This window comes from Halovibrio variabilis (genome assembly GCF_007991175.1).
GTDB classification, from domain to species: Bacteria; Pseudomonadota; Gammaproteobacteria; order Pseudomonadales; family Halomonadaceae; genus Vreelandella; species Vreelandella variabilis.
This window is the reverse complement of record NZ_BJXV01000025.1, coordinates 22,749-40,678: the sequence shown is the minus strand read 5'-3', so window position 1 is coordinate 40,678 and position 17,930 is coordinate 22,749. Positions and strand designations below refer to the sequence as shown.

The window sequence follows — 17,930 nt, the reverse complement described above, 5'->3', positions numbered from 1 at the left end:
TTCAATTCGATAGCGAGCAATCCCCTCTATCGTTATCTGGCAACTGTCATCACCAACTTCTAACCATTGATTTAGATAAGCACCCTCTTCAAGCCGATCAACAACGCCCGGCGTTGTAACCAATACATCAGGGTGTTCGCATGGGTCAATTTCAGGGAGCTCTGGCAGTTCAAGTGTCGAACAAATTTTGAGCCCATAAGTGAGGTAGTAATAATGCTGATCAGTGGCGGAGCGCTTACCGCGCCTTTCTAGTGGCACTGTAGGGCTATCGTTTGCTGTTTTGTTAGCATATCTCTCAACCATCACGGTTCCCTCAGCAAATTCTAACAGGCGGTTGTCATCAGCAACGATACATGAACTGAACGTTGATCAGTGCTTTGAAAAATGCATTTTTACAGGTACACAAGCTATAAAAACGCATTGTTAATCACTTGTATTTAATGAAATTAAAATCCTGCCGCTCAATTACAGCGGCAGGTTTAAAGAAAATCTAATGCAAAGTATTTATATTAGGAAATAGCTGCTCCACATCCTAAGCTAAATAAAAATCAAGAATCAGGATTTATTTCAGGAACGCTATCGTCATGCGAAGAGTCAGGGTGATAATGGCCATAGAGTGTAGAAGCAATATGCCGTTTCCATCTCCAAAATCCGCCCCATGTCTCCGTTTTTTCTTCCATTGAGCCTATCTTTACTAGCGTGGGTCGCTCGTAAGCCTTACGCATATCAGTATTTTCCATGTCTACGTTCCTTTGTTCCTTTTGTATTTTTATTGCCTATACACCGAGGCAGTATTTTCTTCCTCAAGGTAGTCAGCACGTCTCACTGCTATAATGATTGTCTGAATCTGAATTCCTATGAACACATTCAGGAACATCAAGGCCAAATCTTGGGTTTTCACTGATGCCTATGATGGTAATACCATAGCCATATCGAGCAAATCGAGCACTGCACTGGCTCATTGAGATCGCTCTACTGGTGACTTAGCGCCTCTTTCCTTAGCGTTAGCGCAATATCCTTGGGGGTTCTTACACTGCCAGCGCCAGGTGTCAGCAATCATCTCATCCAGGCCACGTCGGGCCCGCCATCCAAGCTCTTGCTCAGCCTTTTGCGCATCTGCCCAAAAGGCGGCTAGGTCGCCATCGCGGCGCGGCGCGAATTGATAGGGAATCGGCCGTTCGCTGACGCGCTCAAATGCCTCGACCATCTGCAGCACCGATACGCCCTTACCCGTTCCCAGGTTGTAAATATGCAGTCCAGCCAAATTCAATCGGCCAAGGGCCCCCACATGGCCCTCCGCTAGATCCATCACATGAAGGTAATCCCGCACGCAGGTGCCGTCATCGGTAGCGTAATCGTTGCCGAAAATCGTCAGCGTCTGCCTGCGCCCTACTGCCACCTGTGCAATGAACGGCAGCAGATTATTGGGTACACCCTGCGGGTCCTCTCCCAAGCGGCCAGAAGGGTGCGCGCCAATGGGGTTGAAGTAGCGCAGCAGCACAATGGACCAACGTTTATCGCTGTGGGAAATATCCTCAAGGGTTTTTTCCACTATTGATTTGGAGGTGCCGTAAGGGTTGGAGGTGCTGCCACGCGGCATGCTCTCGTGGTACGGCACTGGCGCATCGGGCCCATACACCGTCGCCGACGAACTGAACACTAGCCGAAACACCCCGGCTGCATCCATCGCTCGACAAAGGGTTAGCGAACCGCCCACATTGGTATCGTAATAGGCTAATGGTTGCGCAACGCTCTCACCGACGGCTTTTAAACCTGCAAAATGAATCACAGCGTAGATATCGTGCTCGCTGAAAAGCTGGTCGAGGCAAGCACGATCACGGACATCACCCTTGATGAACGTCAAAGACCGCCCGGCAATATGCTCAACTCGCCGCAATGCCTCCTGGGATGCATTGATAAGGTTGTCCAGCACAACAACCTCATAGCCTTCTTCGAGTAGAACCAGCGACGCGTGGGAGCCAATGTAACCCGCCCCGCCGGTGACCAAAATCTTACCTTTTTGCATATTAATATCCAGCATCAATGCTCACCGGTGTAACGAAGGGTTTGCCTTGCTGATAAGCGCGCAAGTTCTCGGTGAAAACGGCTAACGCTCGTTCAAGATAGTAGGGCGTAGTGCCTGAAACATGCGGCGTAATCAGTAGGTTGCTGCGTTTCCACAGTGGCGAGTCGACCGGCAACGGTTGCTGCTCGAAGACGTCTAGGGCGGCGCCTTTCAGCGTGCCGTTATCCAACGCTCTGAGCACTGCTTCACTATTCACCACGCCACCCCGTGAAATATCAACCAGCACTGCGCCAGGCTTCAGCTGGGCCAGTTGCTTATCGTTCACCACGCCACGGGTGTCCTGAGTCAACGGCAGACACACGACCAGAAAATCCGTGCGCGCCAGTTCTGGGCCCATCTCCGGCAGGGTCACAACACGGTCAACGTGGGGTATTTCTCGGGGCGTTCGTTGAGTACCCACCACTTGCATATCAAACGCTTTGGCGCGCTTGGCCACGCATTGGCCGATATGCCCAAGCCCTAGCACCGTCAATTGGCTGCCCGTCAGCTCCCCCAGCCAGTGGCGCTGCCAATGCGCCTGCTTAGCCTGATCATGAAAGCGGCCAAACTGCTTGGTGAAGTAGAGCATCGCGCCAATGACGTACTCGCTGATCGGGGCACCGTGCACGCCACTGCTCTTGGTCATCAACGGCTGCGTCTTGTCGAAGTCCATCGCCCAAATTTTCTCCACCCCAGAGGAGAGAAAATGCAGCCAGCGATAAGAAGCAAGCCTAGCCAGCGCCTCAGGTAACCACGGCAATGTAGGCGTGATGACGATGTCGATATCGGCATTCAACGGCACCGCCTCCACGCTGTCGGCAAAGAGAAGCTCAGTGCCTGGCAGTGCCGCCATCAAGGTGTCGCTAATCTGCGCCTGCTGCTGTACAAGCAACTCGGCTTTCTGAAGAAAGAGCACACGCCTGATGGGGTCAGGCGGCATCATGCTTCACCCCGGCGGCCCAGCCGGTAGGCACAGTCGGCAAATTGCCGCTGGTTATCGAGTAGTAATGGCTCGTCAGCGCTACGCCAATACGCCTCGGCTTGGCGTAGCTTGGCCATCTCTGCTGGGAAATCGAGTGTTTCGAGCAGGTCGGCGGATGTCGCAGCCCCAGCGTGGAACGCTCGTGACAGAATGATCCACTGCGAGCCAAGGCGAACGTGCTCCCCCAGCACCGTTTCGGCAGGCAGCTCGCCCTGCCCGATCCGCGCGATACCGCCGACACCCCACGTTACGCCGGCCTGATTAAGCGTTGCGGCGGCAGGGTCTAGTAAACGCGCAGCCATGGGTTCAAACAGAAAACGAAGACCCATGTTCAAAGCGAGATCGTTAAGACCAATGTGAACTTCATCCCTTCCAGGTGTCAGCAAATCCAGCCAATCCGGCAGCCGCACCAATGAAGCCGCTGTCTCAGCTAAAAAGGTCACCGGCACCCGGCCATTCACCATGGCCATAAATTGTTCTATCTCTGCTCGCGACGAAAACATCGGCAGCATCAGGCGCTGAGCGCCGTTGTCGAGCGCTCCTTCTACTTCCTGACGGGTCAGCGCATTAAGCGGATTGAGCCTTACCATCAGCTCTGCCCGCTTTAATACCGCAGCAACCGCCGCAATTTCCTGCAGCGAGTGGGCCGCTTTATGCGTGTCTAGGTGCCCCTGCCGTTCCGCCTTGCCTAGCACCTCCTGGTCCATAAAGATTCGGGGCACGCCGTGCTGCTCAATGAACGACGCCACCTCAGGACTGGCAGTAATCATCATAAAGTTGAGTTGGCTCATCGCATCGCCTCCTCAACGTCACTGTCCCGCGGCGGCTGACCATTCAGGCGGTCACGGTAGGTACGCCAGTTAAGTCCCGCTTCGCCGTAGATCCCGCTGCCCATGAACACTACCTTAACCGTCAGCAGCAAAATCTTGAGATCAAGCACCAAGCGCTGGTTATCCACGTACTCGGCGTCGTGGGCCAACTGCTCCAGCCAGCCAAGACTACGGCGCCCCCTCACTTGGGCAAGCCCAGTTAAACCGGGGCGCACGTTGAAGCGCTTCTTATAGCCAGGCGGCACCACCTCAGTTTGTTCCATGAGCACCGGCCTGGGGCCAACAATGCTCATATCGCCTTTGAGAATATTGATCAGCTGTGGGAGTTCGTCGAGGCTAGTGGCGCGAATAAAGCGCCCCGCCCGCGTAATACGCGGGTCGTGCTTGTCACTCACTACCTGCTCTTGATGCTGGTCAATGGTATCCGGCGCCCGATGCAGCATGGTACGAAACTTGAAAATACAAAAGGGTTGCTGTTCACGACCGGCACGTTGCTGCCTGAAAAACACCGGTCCTTTGCTATCGAGCTTAATCCATAAAGCAACGGCTAAAAGCAATGGCGAGAGCAGTACTAACGCTATAAAACTTATGAATACGTCACAGCAACGTTTGCCTATAAAATTCATGTCAACTCCATGGTATCCATGATCGTGCGATTCACCTTGCGGACATCATAATACTCCTCGACGAAACGTATACTGGCTTCGCCCATTTGCGCAGCCAGTTGAGGATTATTGAGAAAGCGTTGCATAGCTGTCGCGACAGCTTCGGCATCACGTGGTGGCACTAGAATACCGTTTTCCCCTCTTAGTACCGTCTCTCGACAGCCAGGTGAATCAGTCGTAATAATAGGGCGCCCCATACTCATGGCCTCGAGCACACAACGCGGGGTGCCTTCGCGATAATAAGAAGGAAAAACAAATACCGTGCCTTGCTCTATCCATGGCCGAACATCTGAAACGTTACCTACAAACTCAACGTCACCGGCTGATTTCCAACGCTCAAGGTCACTATTGCTACATGCGTGGGGAAGTGTTGGATCATGCCCCCCCACTGCCACAAACTGAGCCTGAGGATAGTCAGCTTTCACCTGAGTCGCGGCCTCGCAGAATTCTGTAATGCCTTTTTCGCGCAGAAGCCGTCCGATATACAGGAAGGTCACCTTGCCGTCAGGTAACGCGACAGGAGGGTACTGTTCCCGGTTGACACCCGAGCCGTATACTCGAACGACTTTAGTAGCATTCTTGAGAATGCCCCTGTCTAAAAATTCCTGTATATCGTCGGGATTCTGAAAAAAGACCTTTTTATTAAATAACAATGCGCTACGGTACAAAAAAGAGGCAATCATTCGTACATGTTTCTTTTGCTTTTTATCGGCCGTAAACGCATGGCCAAGGCCGGTAATCATTGAATAAATGCGCGGAACACCGGCAGACTTTGCAGCAAGACTGCCATAAATAACCGGTTTAATATTGTAACCAAATACAGCTGCTGGCTTGCAGGTTTTAATGAGTTGACGTAACGATAATAACGTCTTCATATCATGTAACGGGTTCATACCCGTGCGGCCCATAGCAAAATGATAGATGGGAATACCAAGATTCTCTACTTCAGAAAGATAATCCGCACTGGGTACCGCTGCCGCAACGGACCATCCTCGCGACTTAATATCCTGAATAAGATCACCGCGATTAGCAATAAGCGAGCGCGCATTACCCGCAATAATTAGAATATCAATCAACTAGGTTCTCCTAATCTTAATCGAAAGGGTATGAAAGGATGCAGCAGCGAGAAGAATAAAAATTGGTAGGAGTTTAGTTTTATGGCGAATAGCAGTACCGATATTAGTGACGCCGATAGCATAAATAAATGTTAGGGCGCCAAAGATAAATAACATAGCCAAACACTCTTCACGATATTTAATTGTATTCCACCCTTTGTAAACGCGCCAAGCCAAAAACATATAGAGCAGTGAAGAGATCACACCTAGCAACTGGCGTATACTGCCAATATCCCAGGGGAATGGTGAAAAATGAAAATAGATAATGCGACCAGGAATAAGCCAAGGTTGAGTATAAGGGTTACCTTGTACAAGAAAGCCAGGATACCCTGACCCACCTCTTGAAGGCCGTTCAAATCTCGATTCAATTGCCTCACCTATTCCGCCCCCCTCATCAGCGCCTATTTCAACGCCTTTGCCTAGGGAAACGCCACCTCCCACCGCAACCATGACTAATGAAGAAACCAGCATTGCTGAAGATAGCAAAATCTTAACCGTATCATGAAAAGGAACATTTTTAGTATCTGATTTAAAAATCACTTTATAAAGAAAGAAAGCGAGATAAGCGGCGACACCAACAAACGCACCAACCCAACCAGGGTGAAAAAGCACAGCAACACCAAAGAAAAAACATCCCGACATTAGCCCAAGTATACTTTTACCACCAACCCATCGTAAGAAATAATACAAACCAAGCACAAAAAACATAATAGCGACTTCTTCGCGCAATGCCAATATTGAGTTGAAAGCAGCAAAGGGATAAAGCGCCATTACAAATGCAACAATAGTAGCAGAACGTTTACCCCAAAGGTAATAAGCTATCAAGCTCGTAGTCGCGACCACAACATAGCTACATAAGAAACTCATCACCGGAAGAATATAAATTGAGACGCCTACTAATTTCATAATAATAGCGCCTAACCATGAATAGAATAACGAACTAAAGAGTACATCTAGTGAGAATAAATTTGGCCAACTAAGCTGTGACCACTCAAATGCTGTTCGGGTAAAACGAAGGGCATCTGTATCAGCACCAGGGGGTTTAAATATATTAAAAAAATAAAGAAAAAAAAGAAAGGATCTAGCAAGATAAGCTAAAACTAGCGGCCATAACAACCAACGGTGAATAATAGAAACACCAATACAGTAAACTGCAGCGAGCAAAAAAATAATCCATACGTAAAAATCAGCAGTCATTGTGGCCAACCATCGTCAGAGACTATCATAAACAGATAAATGCTTATCAACAGAGGTAGTAATAGAATAGATCCAAGAATTCTTAATAGCATTGTTATGGAATTTTAGACGTATAGAATAATCATTTACAAGTTCTTCCAGTGCAACCGAGTATTCTCCAATATCGACATTCACTACTACTCCATTACCGACATTATTGACTATTTCAGAACACCCTCCAACATTAGTCACCAAAACGGGTAAACCCGCCAGAGTTGCTTCAATTTGAGCAATTGGAAGCCCCTCCCATGCAGATGACATTACAAAAACATCACTTTCATTTAGAAGAGTTTTAACGTCTATCACGTTACCTAAAAAGCGAACTTTTGATGCAATTCCAAGCTTCTCTGACAACGCTTTTAGTTCTGGCAATAATGCCCCTTCTCCAGCAATCATTAGTAAAAAATCACTTCCGCGAACATAAGAAGCCGCTTCGAGCAATAAACCTATATTCTTTTGGTCAGAAAGCCTTCCTATAAACAATAACTTCACAGGATTATTTTCTATATACTGGCTTTTTTTTATAATTCGAGATTCATCAACACCATTATCTATGTGGTGAACAGGCACCTTTGTCACATCTTCTAGTAATCGTTTACAGGCATCGCAAATGCCAATATAGGCATCTATCCTTAAGTCGAGTAATTTATATATACTTTTATTCGCTCTGAGTCGAATATTATGATGTGTATAAACTCTCTTTACACCATTCAGAAATAAAGAAAATACGGCTCCATAATAAAGATGGGAGTGGACAACATCAGGGTTAAAAGATTTAACAAAGTGCCGTAGCGAAAAAATGCCTATTATTGGATTTCTTCTCGCCTTCTGTCCAATAAATCCATATTTTATATTGTTTTTCTGCAACTGTTTTAAAAAAGCATTTTCGAAAGACAAGTCTCGACCTGCCTCAGATGCACGGTCAAGAAAAACAATAAAAATATCATGCCCACGCTTTGCCATTTCTATTGATAAATCCCTGGCATAAACCTCAGCGCCTCCAGCGGCGGCGGAAGATATTATATGTAAAATTTTCATTAATTAACTCTTATCAATATTACATTCAACACGTAAAAGATTTCCAGCGCTTAGTTTTGCATCAGCCAATCTTCTCATGATTCAATAAGATTTTTATACTCTGCAAAAACTCAATAAAGCTTTCTAAAGCAGGAAGATGAAGACCAAGTATCAGGGTATATTTGACGACAACATTAAGCTTTTTATCTTCATTATCAAATAATTTGGTATAACAAGTCTAGCAATATGCTCAGGAATAGATTTCAACGAATCATGCCTTACGAGCCAATAAAGCTCTTTAAAGGCAGAACGGAGATATCCTCTACTAATAGAATTATTATAGATGACCCTATGCTGTCCCACTATTGCTGAAAAAACATCATGATTAACGAATGAATCTTCTTGATATATAGCTGTTAAAAAATCTAAATATTCGCGTCCTTTTTTAGGATTCCATGTTCCAGATGACTGATTTAATGTTCCCATGTGGTATATGGCTCCGACATATGGAGACCATGCGAATTTAAATTTTAATGCTAACTTACCCCAGAGAATTTTATCCTCGCCATGGGTAATACCAACAGGAAACCCGCCAACTTTGTCAAATGCTTCTTTAGATACACACACTGCTGAAGTCCAAACAGGACTTGCACCCAACGCCGAAAACTTGAAATAACTCTTTATTTCTTTCCCTTCGTTTGAATCGCAAACCTCTTCAGACGTTACATTCTTAAACTTTTTATCAGGGAACTCGATACTATACGCAGTCGAAAAAACGCTACAGTGGGGAAAACGTTTAATTAAGCTATTTATAGTATAAACAAAATTAGGTCGCCACTCATCATCCGCATCTAAAAATAATACATAAGGATTGTTCGAATTATCGACACCTTTATTTCTTGCCGACGAAACACCTTGGTTGAACTGATCAATTAAGACTATTCTACTATCTAAAATCTGTAACTTTTTAACGATTTCTCGACTATTATCGTTGGAACCATCATTTACAACGATTATTTCACTTACCAAATCACAGCTTTGTAAATCTATAGAGTTAATAGCTCTTTCAATATACTCGCCTTTATTATAGACAGGAATGATAACAGAAAACATAGATGCCACCTCTATTAAATTAATCTCAATATCTGCTAGTTAAAAATTAACCGCACTTTTAGTTAAACACTACCTAGTCATGTTTTCTGCATAAAAAAGCTTTTAATTATTAATATTTATCTAACCGCGCCTTTTTATATACTAAAAATTTTAAATACTGCAAATTAACAATATACTTAGATACTCGTTAACAATAACTTAATGTAAAAAAATCACAGCGACCATTCCCTTATTTTGAATTAAGATACTTTAACTTTACAACCGTTTCGGTCAAGGAGGTGCCTAAAAAAAAATTTAGCGCTCTATACGATATTGGCCAATATTTTTTATAATCGCACGCTTCTTTTAGTGCTTCAGAAAATGCCTGCTCAGCCAAATCTGAGTACCCAAGCCTTAAACAGTGCCTACCAATCCACCAAAAACGTTTTGAAACTGCAGACAACGTATCAGCATCATGGTTTATCACATTTTTCACTGTTAGAATTTTATCTATATCAAGTTTCACTTTTTTATAGCTATCTCTTGTGCTTATGTTTGTTATTGTTTCATTGGAATGATCTACTCTGTAAGTATAAACAGGCATACTGCAATAGATAAAATTATAACCGCGCGCTGCAAGCCTAACGTGTAAGTTCCATTCTTGCCCATTCGGTAAACGTTCATCAAAACCGCCTATATCGACAATATGCTCTCTACGGTGAAGTGGAGTCGATGTTAATATATCTTTTAACAAGAGGCCTACAGTAGAATTTTCATATTTAATATCTGTTTTAATTAGCTTCTTGCTGTTGTTACGATAGATATAATAATCGCCGTAAATAATATCATTGTCAGTATGGCTTTCAGCTATTGACACTTGCTCACTTATAACATCAGGCTCGAGGTAATCATCAGAGTCCAAAAACTTAACATACTTTCCTTTTGAAACAAGTAGTCCTTTATTTCTAGCAACAGGTGCCCCGAAATTCTTTTGGTCAATTATTTCGATTTTATCTTTAAACAGAAGCAGTTCTTCCAATGAGCGATCACTTGAACCATCATTAATGGTGACAATTTCAATGTTTTTATAACTTTGATCCATCACGCTTTTTATACATTGGTGTATATATTTTTCAGCATTATAAACGGGAATAATAACTGACACTAGCGGCGAATCCATAAACTGAACCTCGTTACTAATTAGTGACAACTGACACTAAACTTAAAACTGACGTTAAAGGATAAATGCAGCATAAATTCCGACGGAGCTGTCTAGCACCCGCTGACAGAGTCACCCTATGAAGCAGATTTCGTTCTGCCCAAACACCGTGCCGGATGCGCCCACTTTATTACCCTTAGAACGCATTAACTTAATTTTATACATTTATGGCACAGATTTTCGATCAATCAGTAGAAATTCAGAATTTAAGGTATCTCTTGATAGTTCAGCTTTGGGGTGCTAACCCCATAATTACGCGTAGTCGAGAAGCTGTCTTCTCTTGAGTAAAGTTTGTCTCTACCCGGACTCTACCTGCCTGTCCCATGCTTTCGGCCCTTACGCGATCGTTCATTAGAATGAGCATAGCCTCTGCCATCCCTTCTACATCGCCTTCTTCGACGAGGAAGCCTGTCTCTCCATCAATAACAGTTTCAGAGAAACCATTGTGATTAGTTGTTACAACAGGAATGCTGCTTGCCATTGCCTCTACTAGCGAGATACCAAAAGACTCCATGTCCCCATCGCGTGCTGTTACGGAATGCTGCACGAGCAATTCCGCGCGACTGAGCAAGGCTCTAACGTAATCAGGGGATTGTGCACCACGTAAGCGCACGCTGTCTTCAAGACCCAGACGTCTGATCTCTTCAATACATACGTCATAAAGTGGGCCATCACCTACGATATCCAGCGTGCTATGCGGTTGTTGTTGCCGCACTATGGCGAACGCCCTAATCGTCAGATGTGGTGCCTTTTTCTCTACAAGTCGCCCGACCGAAACGATTCGTCCCGTTTCACGCACGCTTTTGTTAAATTCATCAGGAGAAATCCCATTGGCTGACACATGCAACTTTTCTCCCGGGCAACCTAGTTCACGTAGCCGACCCGCTAGGAACTCTGAAGGGACAATGACTCCTGCCACATCTTGAAAAAGTCGCCGGTAGTGCCGCCGCCAGTGCTTAGTACGTGCGTACTTCGTTGCATCAAAGCCATGAAAATGGACGTAAAGAGGAATCCGTGCATGTTTGCAGGCCAACCGCAAAAGACTACCGTTTGGTCCATACTCTGCAAGCACAACTGTTACCTCATGTCGGTGGAAAAAATCGCGCACCTGGCGCTCGTCGTTACCCCTCAGACATGGATCTAAATAACGGTAATAGCGCGACCGCAGCGCCCGTGCGAGCCTATCAACTAAATGTCGTGGCTCTGGCTCTCTTCGTATTTCAGATAGCACTGGCAGCCCAAGTACTTCGCTCCCCCGACCATCACGGCAAATCAACACTGTCCGACCTGGAGAGATATCGCGAACATGCGACCGAATGAAGGTTTCAGACGGTATATTAAAAGAATCTGCTACTATAGCTAATGTGTCAATCATATAAAAATATCCAAATCCATCAACCCAGTTCATTCATGAGGCCACCGAGCGAGCCTGTTGAGCCCAGGGAAAACACATTAAAAAAACCTCCACGGCTGACAGAGGGGGGAGCACGTCATGGCAGACCTTACACCTACTCCGCAAACGCAGTTTGCAACTAATCAGCATTCATCAAGACCATAGTGTCCTTAGCGTGCTAATAAAGTTTAAGACGAACTTATTCTTCGGAAAAAGCCTTGGCTTTTGAAGGTGCTGCGGAGATTTATAGTTAGAAAAAATACCGGTACTGGCTCTAGAAATTTCGAGATACAGGCAATCCTGTTTGCGCCAAGAAATTAACGCTGCGTAGCTCGGAAGCCTGCTACTGAGAGTCCTTTCTGAATAAGTAATTTCAAAGCCAGTCGAGTTCCAATCACGGGCGGGCGTTGTCTTGCCGCCAGTAGCGCCAGCGCGGCGGGACGAACGCGGTTAATCAAATCAACAGCTTCTTTAAATTCTTCTTCATAAGACAATATGCTGCGTACATCTACGATCTGATAATCTATCCACGAAAGCTGGGTACGGTACATATCAATCACTTTAGAAAGCACCTCATCACCAAGCTCGGAAAAAAGGCTTACCGCTAAAGCCGCTGCCCGATATGTATTTAAATAGGCTTTAGCGTTAGTCGTCACTGAGGTAACGCTAGATTCATTCAAAACGTATTCATGAAGGATTTCTTTGCAAAGATAAACAGATTTTGCACGGTAAAAACACCCAATATTGAGCAAAAGATCTTCATTTATATTCTGCCGCCAAGGAAAATGCATATCAAACCAAGGCTCTATGACTGAACGTTTGAATAGCTTATTCCAGAGCATCCCGGTACCAAACTCAAACTGGCAAAACCGTCTGAAAACATCTTTATCAACTTCCTCTGAACTCTTAAACTGCAATTTCGGTGCCATCACGTTCCGTTGTTCCGTAACTCTGTCGGAACCACAAATAACAATATCAACATCCTTATCAATCGCGGTGGCATGCAGGACCGCAAACATATTGGGCCGGGCAAAATCATCTGCATCCAGAAACCCGATCCATGGCGCAATAGATTTCTTCAGCCCGGCTAGCCGGGCCTCATGTACGCCTTTATTCTCAGTGAAATGCACTGGCACAATATTGTTATTGGCTTGAGCCAGCTGATCAATTACTACGCCCGAATTATCGGTTGAAGCGTCGTTGACTATGATGATTTCGAGGTCGTTTAAAGTTTGCTTTAGCAGTGACTCAATGCTGGGAACGAGTTTGTTACCAGCATTAAAAACGGGTACGATCACTGATATTTTTGGTAAAGCTGCCATCGAATCATTCACCCAAAAGATGCGTTGCAAGGAATTGGTGACCCATGTTTGCCAAGGCAGCTCGGCGGATATTGACAGAGTCCCATTCAATTTTATTATGAACCAACTCTGGAGTAACTTCGAGGGGGGACTCAACCAGCCGGTCAGACAATCCAAACTGTGAAAGAAGAGATTCAAATCTTGCCATTCCTCTCACGGGATTTCCAACTGCAATAAAAGGCTTATTAAAAAGGATGGAAAAAACAGCACCGTGAAACGAATCAGTTACTATAAAGTTGGCACCTTGAAAAGCTTGAAGCCAACTTTCCACACTTGGAAACCTACATTTATAAAAATCCTTCGTGCGCACTTGAGCAACAGAGTGTTTAGGTTTTATCGAGAAAACCGTAATACCAAGCGAGTTCCCTACATTAGCTGCGATAGAGTGTTTCTCTGGGGCGGGATCAAGTACATAAGAAAGCACGCAACCAGCATTAGCGTTTTCTCCACACTCGTTAATTAGCGGTTCATATTCGGCCGGTTCCAAAAGCAGCGTTGGATCAACAAGAAATTCTGCAGAAACACCTAACATTTCCTTGCATAAATCCACAGCAGAACTTTCCCTTACAGAAATGGCATCAAACTCTTGCGCCAAACTTTTGCATTTTTCAGTAAGTTCACTGGAGTATTCCCACTCGTTTATCCCAAACGATGCAGCGTAAGCAATACGTTTTGCGGGGCTTTCGATGTCATCCAGAAAATCCAGGAAAAAATTAGGAATACATGGAGAATAACGTGGCCGCCAAACCTGATCACTGCCGACGATAAAAGCGTCAAAATTTCGGCCGCGGTAATATTCCCGCAACTCCTGATCACCTGTGATTTTTGACGACATAGTTATCCGATCATCACGAAAACGAGCCAGTTCCTCCAATACCCTCGCCTGCTTTTTAGCGGTAGGTATCGATTTAATGCGACCCAGCAGTAACCTGGCAAGATTGAGAACATGAGGTTTTACAGATACCTGTTCAACTTCTGGCGCTCGCCTGTCCAGGGTTTCTACCTCACAACCCAACTTTTTCAAGTATGTTTGCAGGGCGTAGGCTTGGAGTATGCCACCGTAGTTGTGGCCTAGGGGCTGGGTAAGAATTGCTACTTTTTTTCTAACCATTTAAACGGCCTGTCTCATGGAGTTTCAATCAATGCTTTAAGCCTACGCTTTACAAAAGAAAGCACCCTACGGGAAAACGAACGCACTTGGCGAGAATACCTGGAATAAACCGGCTTCATAGTCCACAGATAATCTAATGACTTGCCATTCGTTTTTGCATTCAGAAATGCCTGATTCGACAGGGCCCTCATCTCGGCCCTAAGCCGCTGCCACTTCATTTCATAACGGGGTCAACGTTTTGGCTGGGCCTGTTCTTTTGTTTAGAACCCAAGCCTTTTTCTTTTTTTTACAGTGAATTCTATCACCTATCGCAACCTTCCTGTGTCACAACACCGCAACCTGAGACTGCAAAGCCTTTTCGATCCCCAGATCATTCATTACTAAACACTCCTCAGTGCGGGCGTTCATAATTAGCTGCCTAATGTCCTGGTTTCTGGTTACCGAGTGATATCTATAATTCAAAAAATCTATACCCTCATGCTCTTGCGGCTAAGGGGGTTTCTTGGGGATAGCACTTTCATTACTTACCCAATACCTTCTTCAATACCTTAACCCCACGCTTACCAAGAATCCGTCTAGTAAGATCTTTTGATTGTGTGACCTTCAAAACTTCAAGGTTTCTCAACGTTTCTAAAGCATCACTTTCATCCTGCGAATCTGTGAATACCTCTAGAAGCATAGGCTTGTCCGTAATTTCCGGCGTTAAAAATCGGTCAATCACAGCAGTAAATTCTGTTTTATTTGAGGCATGAAGGTATTCAAAGCCCAGTGCGGTTACATAGTTTTTTACCAAATCCGGAGATTGGTTACCGAAATGCCCAGCTGCCGCCACATAAGAATCGGCTTCATTACCCAGCATTTTTTGTCCCGGGTGCATGTAGAGTCTAAATTCCGTCCCCCGGCCATTATTTACCAACAGGATTCTTAAATTCTTACCTACGTGGCGATTTCCTAGCGAGTTCATATCGTAAAAGAAAGTCAGATCACCGAGAACGCCAAAATGAAGGGCATTCGAATTAACCAATGAGGCACCGATAAGGCTGGAAAGCATTCCATCTATACCCCGCCCACCGACATTTGCATTCGTAGAAACCGAGCGAGGAACATCAAAAAACGTCCAGGAACGCATTGTGTTACTGACGCCAAAGTGAAAAAAGCTCTTTTCGGGAATCCTTGGCGCAACTGTTTTGGCAATCCAAATATTGGAAAATGGCAACTCTGGAATTTTATCAGATATTCTAATGTGCTCAGATATGCAAGACTGCAGGTATTCATCCGTGTTAACCAAGGTTGATACCGGATATTTTGTATAGTAATCGAAGAAATCCTGCTCATCCATCTCGTAAATATAGCGTAGCTTACCGAAGGTATCACGAACCTCACCATCTTCATTCACGCGCCAGACTTCTTTTGCGCTACTCATTCGGCCATAAATTGTATAATCACCTGACATTTCCCCAATGTGAATCAACAAATCAGGGCGACAAAGGGGCGAAAAGTACCTGTCCTGGGTCGCGACAAGTGAAAACATCATGCGATACTTGCCTTTATAGCCACTGGTATGATCGCAAAAAACGACAGCGTTGTTACGCTGACAAAAGGCGTCAAGGCTTTCAATTTGTGACTCTGTCCACGAGGAGTGAGAGCAGATATACACCGCAATACGCTTGGCCTCAGACGGGATTGCCGGGAAAGCGCTTTTGCGTGTTATTCGATTAATAATACGAACAGGTGGAAGCTCTTTCGTGGTAAATTTTTTACGGGAGTTTTCCAAATTAACATGAACTGGCCTTCCTCCATTCCGCCGCAACTCTAAAATTGCCGTATTTAATTTCAATTCCGCGAACTTAAAGTCTGCTTCATCTTTTACGGGAGGGAGCTCTACCTTATAGCGTACAGTGTCTTTCGGTGAAACACTTCTGTCTATCATCTGAGGAACCAGGTTCCCAATCCCATGATAACTGTCGAAAAATGTTATCGCTAGTATAGGTAATTTTCGATAATAGGCTTCGGTCAGGCCCGGAAAATAATTACGTGACGCCGTTGCCCCAGTACAGGTTAGCACAACGGGTTCCTCGGACTCCGCCGCCAGCCCACAGGCCATGTATGCAGCGGAACGCTCATCTACGCAAGAGTACATCTCGAACCAAGGATCATGTTGGCAACTTCCCACCAATGCCATGTTAGTTGTTCCGGGAGAAGCAACAATTTTACGAATACCGTGTGCTTTAAGCAGAGCGACAAGAATCTGGACGTTACGATCATCTGTGTAAAATTTACTCATTCTTGATTAACCTTTATAAAACCTTGTCTTTAACTGTTTAAGCTTTCCAATAGCAAAACTGCGCTCATCTTTTGTCAGCCCTAAACAATAAACTACGAGGAGTGTCACCGGAACACTGACTAGCGTCACCAATACCACGCGTAAAAACGATTGAGGTATCGGCACAAAAAGCACCAGCAGCGGAACTAAAAACGCCAAGAGTGAAACAGGCATTATTCTTATAAAAACACTTTTAAAGTACAGTGAAGGACTAAAAGAGATCATGCTTTTTAGCAAAAAAACTCGCAAAACTACAAGTATAATACGAATAAATAAATGCACCAGATACGCTACCTCAGCTGGAAAACCCAGCCAAAAAAGTAGCCAGGCAAAAATAAACGTTAGGATACTAACGCCATTGATGATAATTGAATAGTTACGAATATTCCCAGTCGCCATTGCCGCGGTGAACAAAATACCGCCAAGCACTTGGGGTAGCATCGTCAATAGAGTGAGACGTACAAAAACCGTTGCATACTCAGGTACATTCTCCAACCAAAGTGTCAGTACAGTTTCTGCCTCAATAAAAAGAGGTATCACAAATAGAAGCGCCAAGAAATAGGCGAACTTACTTCCACCGCAGATTAGTTGAAACATATAGTTTTTATCATCAATCGCGTAGGATTTCGTGATCTGTGGATTTACAGAAACAGTTAGATTACCGATAAACTGTTTCAAAGCCCCTTCGACCTGTGACGCTATACCCCTCGCCGCGTTAAGGGTAACACCGAAGTAAATGTTGGTTAGGATATTTACGCCTTGGATATTCAACATACCGACAGCATAACTTGCAAACGCCCAGCCGGAAAAGCCGAACATATGCTTGAGTAACTCTTTGTCCCAGACAAAATTAAATCGGCTCTCTTTAAACTGAGACCGGCAATACGTCCAATAACACGCCTGGGTAATCAACGAAACGCCAAGCAAATAAACAGCATAAGCTTTCAAACTGTCATACGCGGTAACGGTGAGCAACAATACCGCCCCAAGTTTTAGAAATACACTTAGAATGCTTATGTAGGCATAAGCTTTCATGCGTTCGTGGGCAATAATTAGCGCATTATAACTGACACTAATTAACCCGAAACCAAAACTTAAAGCGGAACACACCAAGACCCAATGAGCTGCTTCGATACGCTCAGGCGGAATGCTTAACTTATTACGCAGAAACCAGGCACCAACACTCAAAATCAGAGAAACAATAATGAATGCCAAGATAACTTGTATTTGGACACCTGTTGAAAACACTTTCTTTAATTGGCTTTCGTCACCACGGCCAAGCTCAAATGTCAGAAATCGGCTAATTGCCCCTGACAATGAACTGGAAATTGATGAGAATAAAGCTATTACTCCCGCAACAACATAATAAATACCATAATCTTCAACGCCTAATGTAGCTAAAACTACCCGGGTGGTGTATAGAGCTATCAGGAGTACTATGATCGAACGTAGATAAAGAAAAAGAGCATTCTTTGCTATTCGAGTATTTTTATCGCTATTTGTGGGCATCAATATTGACAA

At 44.8% G+C, this 17,930-nt stretch carries 16 protein-coding genes; all 16 read right to left on the bottom strand.

Annotation, left to right across the window (positions count from 1 at the left end):
- A partial coding sequence (locus HVA01_RS16485; RefSeq protein ID WP_146876503.1) for a hypothetical protein occupies positions 1-303 on the bottom strand: 303 nt, incomplete at its 3' end.
- 245 nt (positions 304-548) lie between these two features.
- A complete protein-coding gene (locus HVA01_RS16480) occupies positions 549-740 on the bottom strand; it encodes a keywimysin-related RiPP (protein ID WP_146876502.1) in 192 nt (63 codons plus the stop codon).
- A 218-nt stretch (positions 741-958) separates the two neighbouring features.
- Positions 959-2,026, bottom strand: a complete 1,068-nt coding sequence (galE, locus tag HVA01_RS16475) for a UDP-glucose 4-epimerase GalE (protein WP_146876501.1) — start codon at positions 2,024-2,026, stop codon at positions 959-961.
- A 1-nt stretch (position 2,027) separates the two neighbouring features.
- On the bottom strand, positions 2,028-3,008 hold the full coding sequence (locus HVA01_RS16470; RefSeq protein ID WP_218031568.1) for a D-2-hydroxyacid dehydrogenase: 981 nt from the start codon (positions 3,006-3,008) through the stop codon (positions 2,028-2,030).
- Positions 3,005-3,838, bottom strand: a complete 834-nt coding sequence (locus HVA01_RS16465; RefSeq protein WP_146876500.1) for an aldolase/citrate lyase family protein — start codon at positions 3,836-3,838, stop codon at positions 3,005-3,007. Before HVA01_RS16465 ends, HVA01_RS16470 begins: the two co-directional genes overlap by 4 nt.
- Positions 3,835-4,503: a sugar transferase gene (locus tag HVA01_RS16460; RefSeq protein ID WP_146876499.1), complete on the bottom strand. Its 669-nt coding sequence runs from the start codon at positions 4,501-4,503 to the stop codon at positions 3,835-3,837. The genes HVA01_RS16465 and HVA01_RS16460 overlap by 4 nt, the downstream gene beginning before the upstream one ends.
- Positions 4,500-5,618 (bottom strand): glycosyltransferase family 4 protein, encoded by a 1,119-nt coding sequence (locus tag HVA01_RS16455; protein WP_146876498.1) that lies wholly within the window; start codon positions 5,616-5,618, stop codon positions 4,500-4,502. The genes HVA01_RS16460 and HVA01_RS16455 overlap by 4 nt, the downstream gene beginning before the upstream one ends.
- Complete coding sequence (locus HVA01_RS16450) at positions 5,619-6,854, bottom strand: ArnT family glycosyltransferase (RefSeq protein ID WP_146876497.1); 1,236 nt, start codon at positions 6,852-6,854, stop codon at positions 5,619-5,621.
- Positions 6,855-6,869: 15 nt separating this feature from the next.
- On the bottom strand, positions 6,870-7,931 hold the full coding sequence (locus HVA01_RS16445) for a glycosyltransferase (protein WP_146876496.1): 1,062 nt from the start codon (positions 7,929-7,931) through the stop codon (positions 6,870-6,872).
- A 150-nt stretch (positions 7,932-8,081) separates the two neighbouring features.
- Entirely contained in the window at positions 8,082-9,023 is a 942-nt protein-coding gene (locus HVA01_RS16440) for a glycosyltransferase family 2 protein (RefSeq protein WP_146876495.1), read from the bottom strand.
- Positions 9,024-9,252: 229 nt separating this feature from the next.
- Complete coding sequence (locus HVA01_RS16435; RefSeq protein ID WP_146876494.1) at positions 9,253-10,182, bottom strand: glycosyltransferase family 2 protein; 930 nt, start codon at positions 10,180-10,182, stop codon at positions 9,253-9,255.
- A gap of 265 nt (positions 10,183-10,447) precedes the next feature.
- On the bottom strand, positions 10,448-11,629 hold the full coding sequence (locus HVA01_RS16430; RefSeq protein WP_146876493.1) for a glycosyltransferase: 1,182 nt from the start codon (positions 11,627-11,629) through the stop codon (positions 10,448-10,450).
- Between the two features lie 302 nt (positions 11,630-11,931).
- Positions 11,932-12,948, bottom strand: coding sequence for a glycosyltransferase family 2 protein (locus tag HVA01_RS16425; RefSeq protein WP_146876492.1), 1,017 nt, complete (start codon positions 12,946-12,948; stop codon positions 11,932-11,934).
- Positions 12,941-14,086: a polysaccharide pyruvyl transferase family protein gene (locus HVA01_RS16420; protein WP_146876491.1), complete on the bottom strand. Its 1,146-nt coding sequence runs from the start codon at positions 14,084-14,086 to the stop codon at positions 12,941-12,943. Before HVA01_RS16420 ends, HVA01_RS16425 begins: the two co-directional genes overlap by 8 nt.
- A 520-nt stretch (positions 14,087-14,606) precedes the next feature.
- Positions 14,607-16,370, bottom strand: a complete 1,764-nt coding sequence (locus HVA01_RS16415) for a thiamine pyrophosphate-binding protein (RefSeq protein WP_146876490.1) — start codon at positions 16,368-16,370, stop codon at positions 14,607-14,609.
- 6 nt (positions 16,371-16,376) lie between these two features.
- A complete protein-coding gene (locus HVA01_RS16410; protein WP_146876489.1) occupies positions 16,377-17,918 on the bottom strand; it encodes an oligosaccharide flippase family protein in 1,542 nt (513 codons plus the stop codon).
- Positions 17,919-17,930 lie beyond the last annotated feature (12 nt).

Coding starts and splice junctions, on each gene's coding strand:
- HVA01_RS16420 (WP_146876491.1), bottom strand. CDS start 14,086: ATGGTTAGAAAAAAAGTAGCAATTCTTACCCAGCCCCTAGGCCACAAC.
- HVA01_RS16465 (WP_146876500.1), bottom strand. CDS start 3,838: ATGAGCCAACTCAACTTTATGATGATTACTGCCAGTCCTGAGGTGGCG.
- HVA01_RS16440 (WP_146876495.1), bottom strand. CDS start 9,023: ATGTTTTCTGTTATCATTCCTGTCTATAATAAAGGCGAGTATATTGAA.
- HVA01_RS16460 (WP_146876499.1), bottom strand. CDS start 4,503: ATGAATTTTATAGGCAAACGTTGCTGTGACGTATTCATAAGTTTTATA.
- HVA01_RS16430 (WP_146876493.1), bottom strand. CDS start 11,629: ATGAACTGGGTTGATGGATTTGGATATTTTTATATGATTGACACATTA.
- HVA01_RS16450 (WP_146876497.1), bottom strand. CDS start 6,854: ATGACTGCTGATTTTTACGTATGGATTATTTTTTTGCTCGCTGCAGTT.
- HVA01_RS16445 (WP_146876496.1), bottom strand. CDS start 7,931: ATGAAAATTTTACATATAATATCTTCCGCCGCCGCTGGAGGCGCTGAG.
- HVA01_RS16435 (WP_146876494.1), bottom strand. CDS start 10,182: ATGGATTCGCCGCTAGTGTCAGTTATTATTCCCGTTTATAATGCTGAA.
- galE (WP_146876501.1), bottom strand. CDS start 2,026: ATGCAAAAAGGTAAGATTTTGGTCACCGGCGGGGCGGGTTACATTGGC.
- HVA01_RS16415 (WP_146876490.1), bottom strand. CDS start 16,370: ATGAGTAAATTTTACACAGATGATCGTAACGTCCAGATTCTTGTCGCT.
- HVA01_RS16480 (WP_146876502.1), bottom strand. CDS start 740: ATGGAAAATACTGATATGCGTAAGGCTTACGAGCGACCCACGCTAGTA.
- HVA01_RS16410 (WP_146876489.1), bottom strand. CDS start 17,918: ATGCCCACAAATAGCGATAAAAATACTCGAATAGCAAAGAATGCTCTT.
- HVA01_RS16470 (WP_218031568.1), bottom strand. CDS start 3,008: ATGATGCCGCCTGACCCCATCAGGCGTGTGCTCTTTCTTCAGAAAGCC.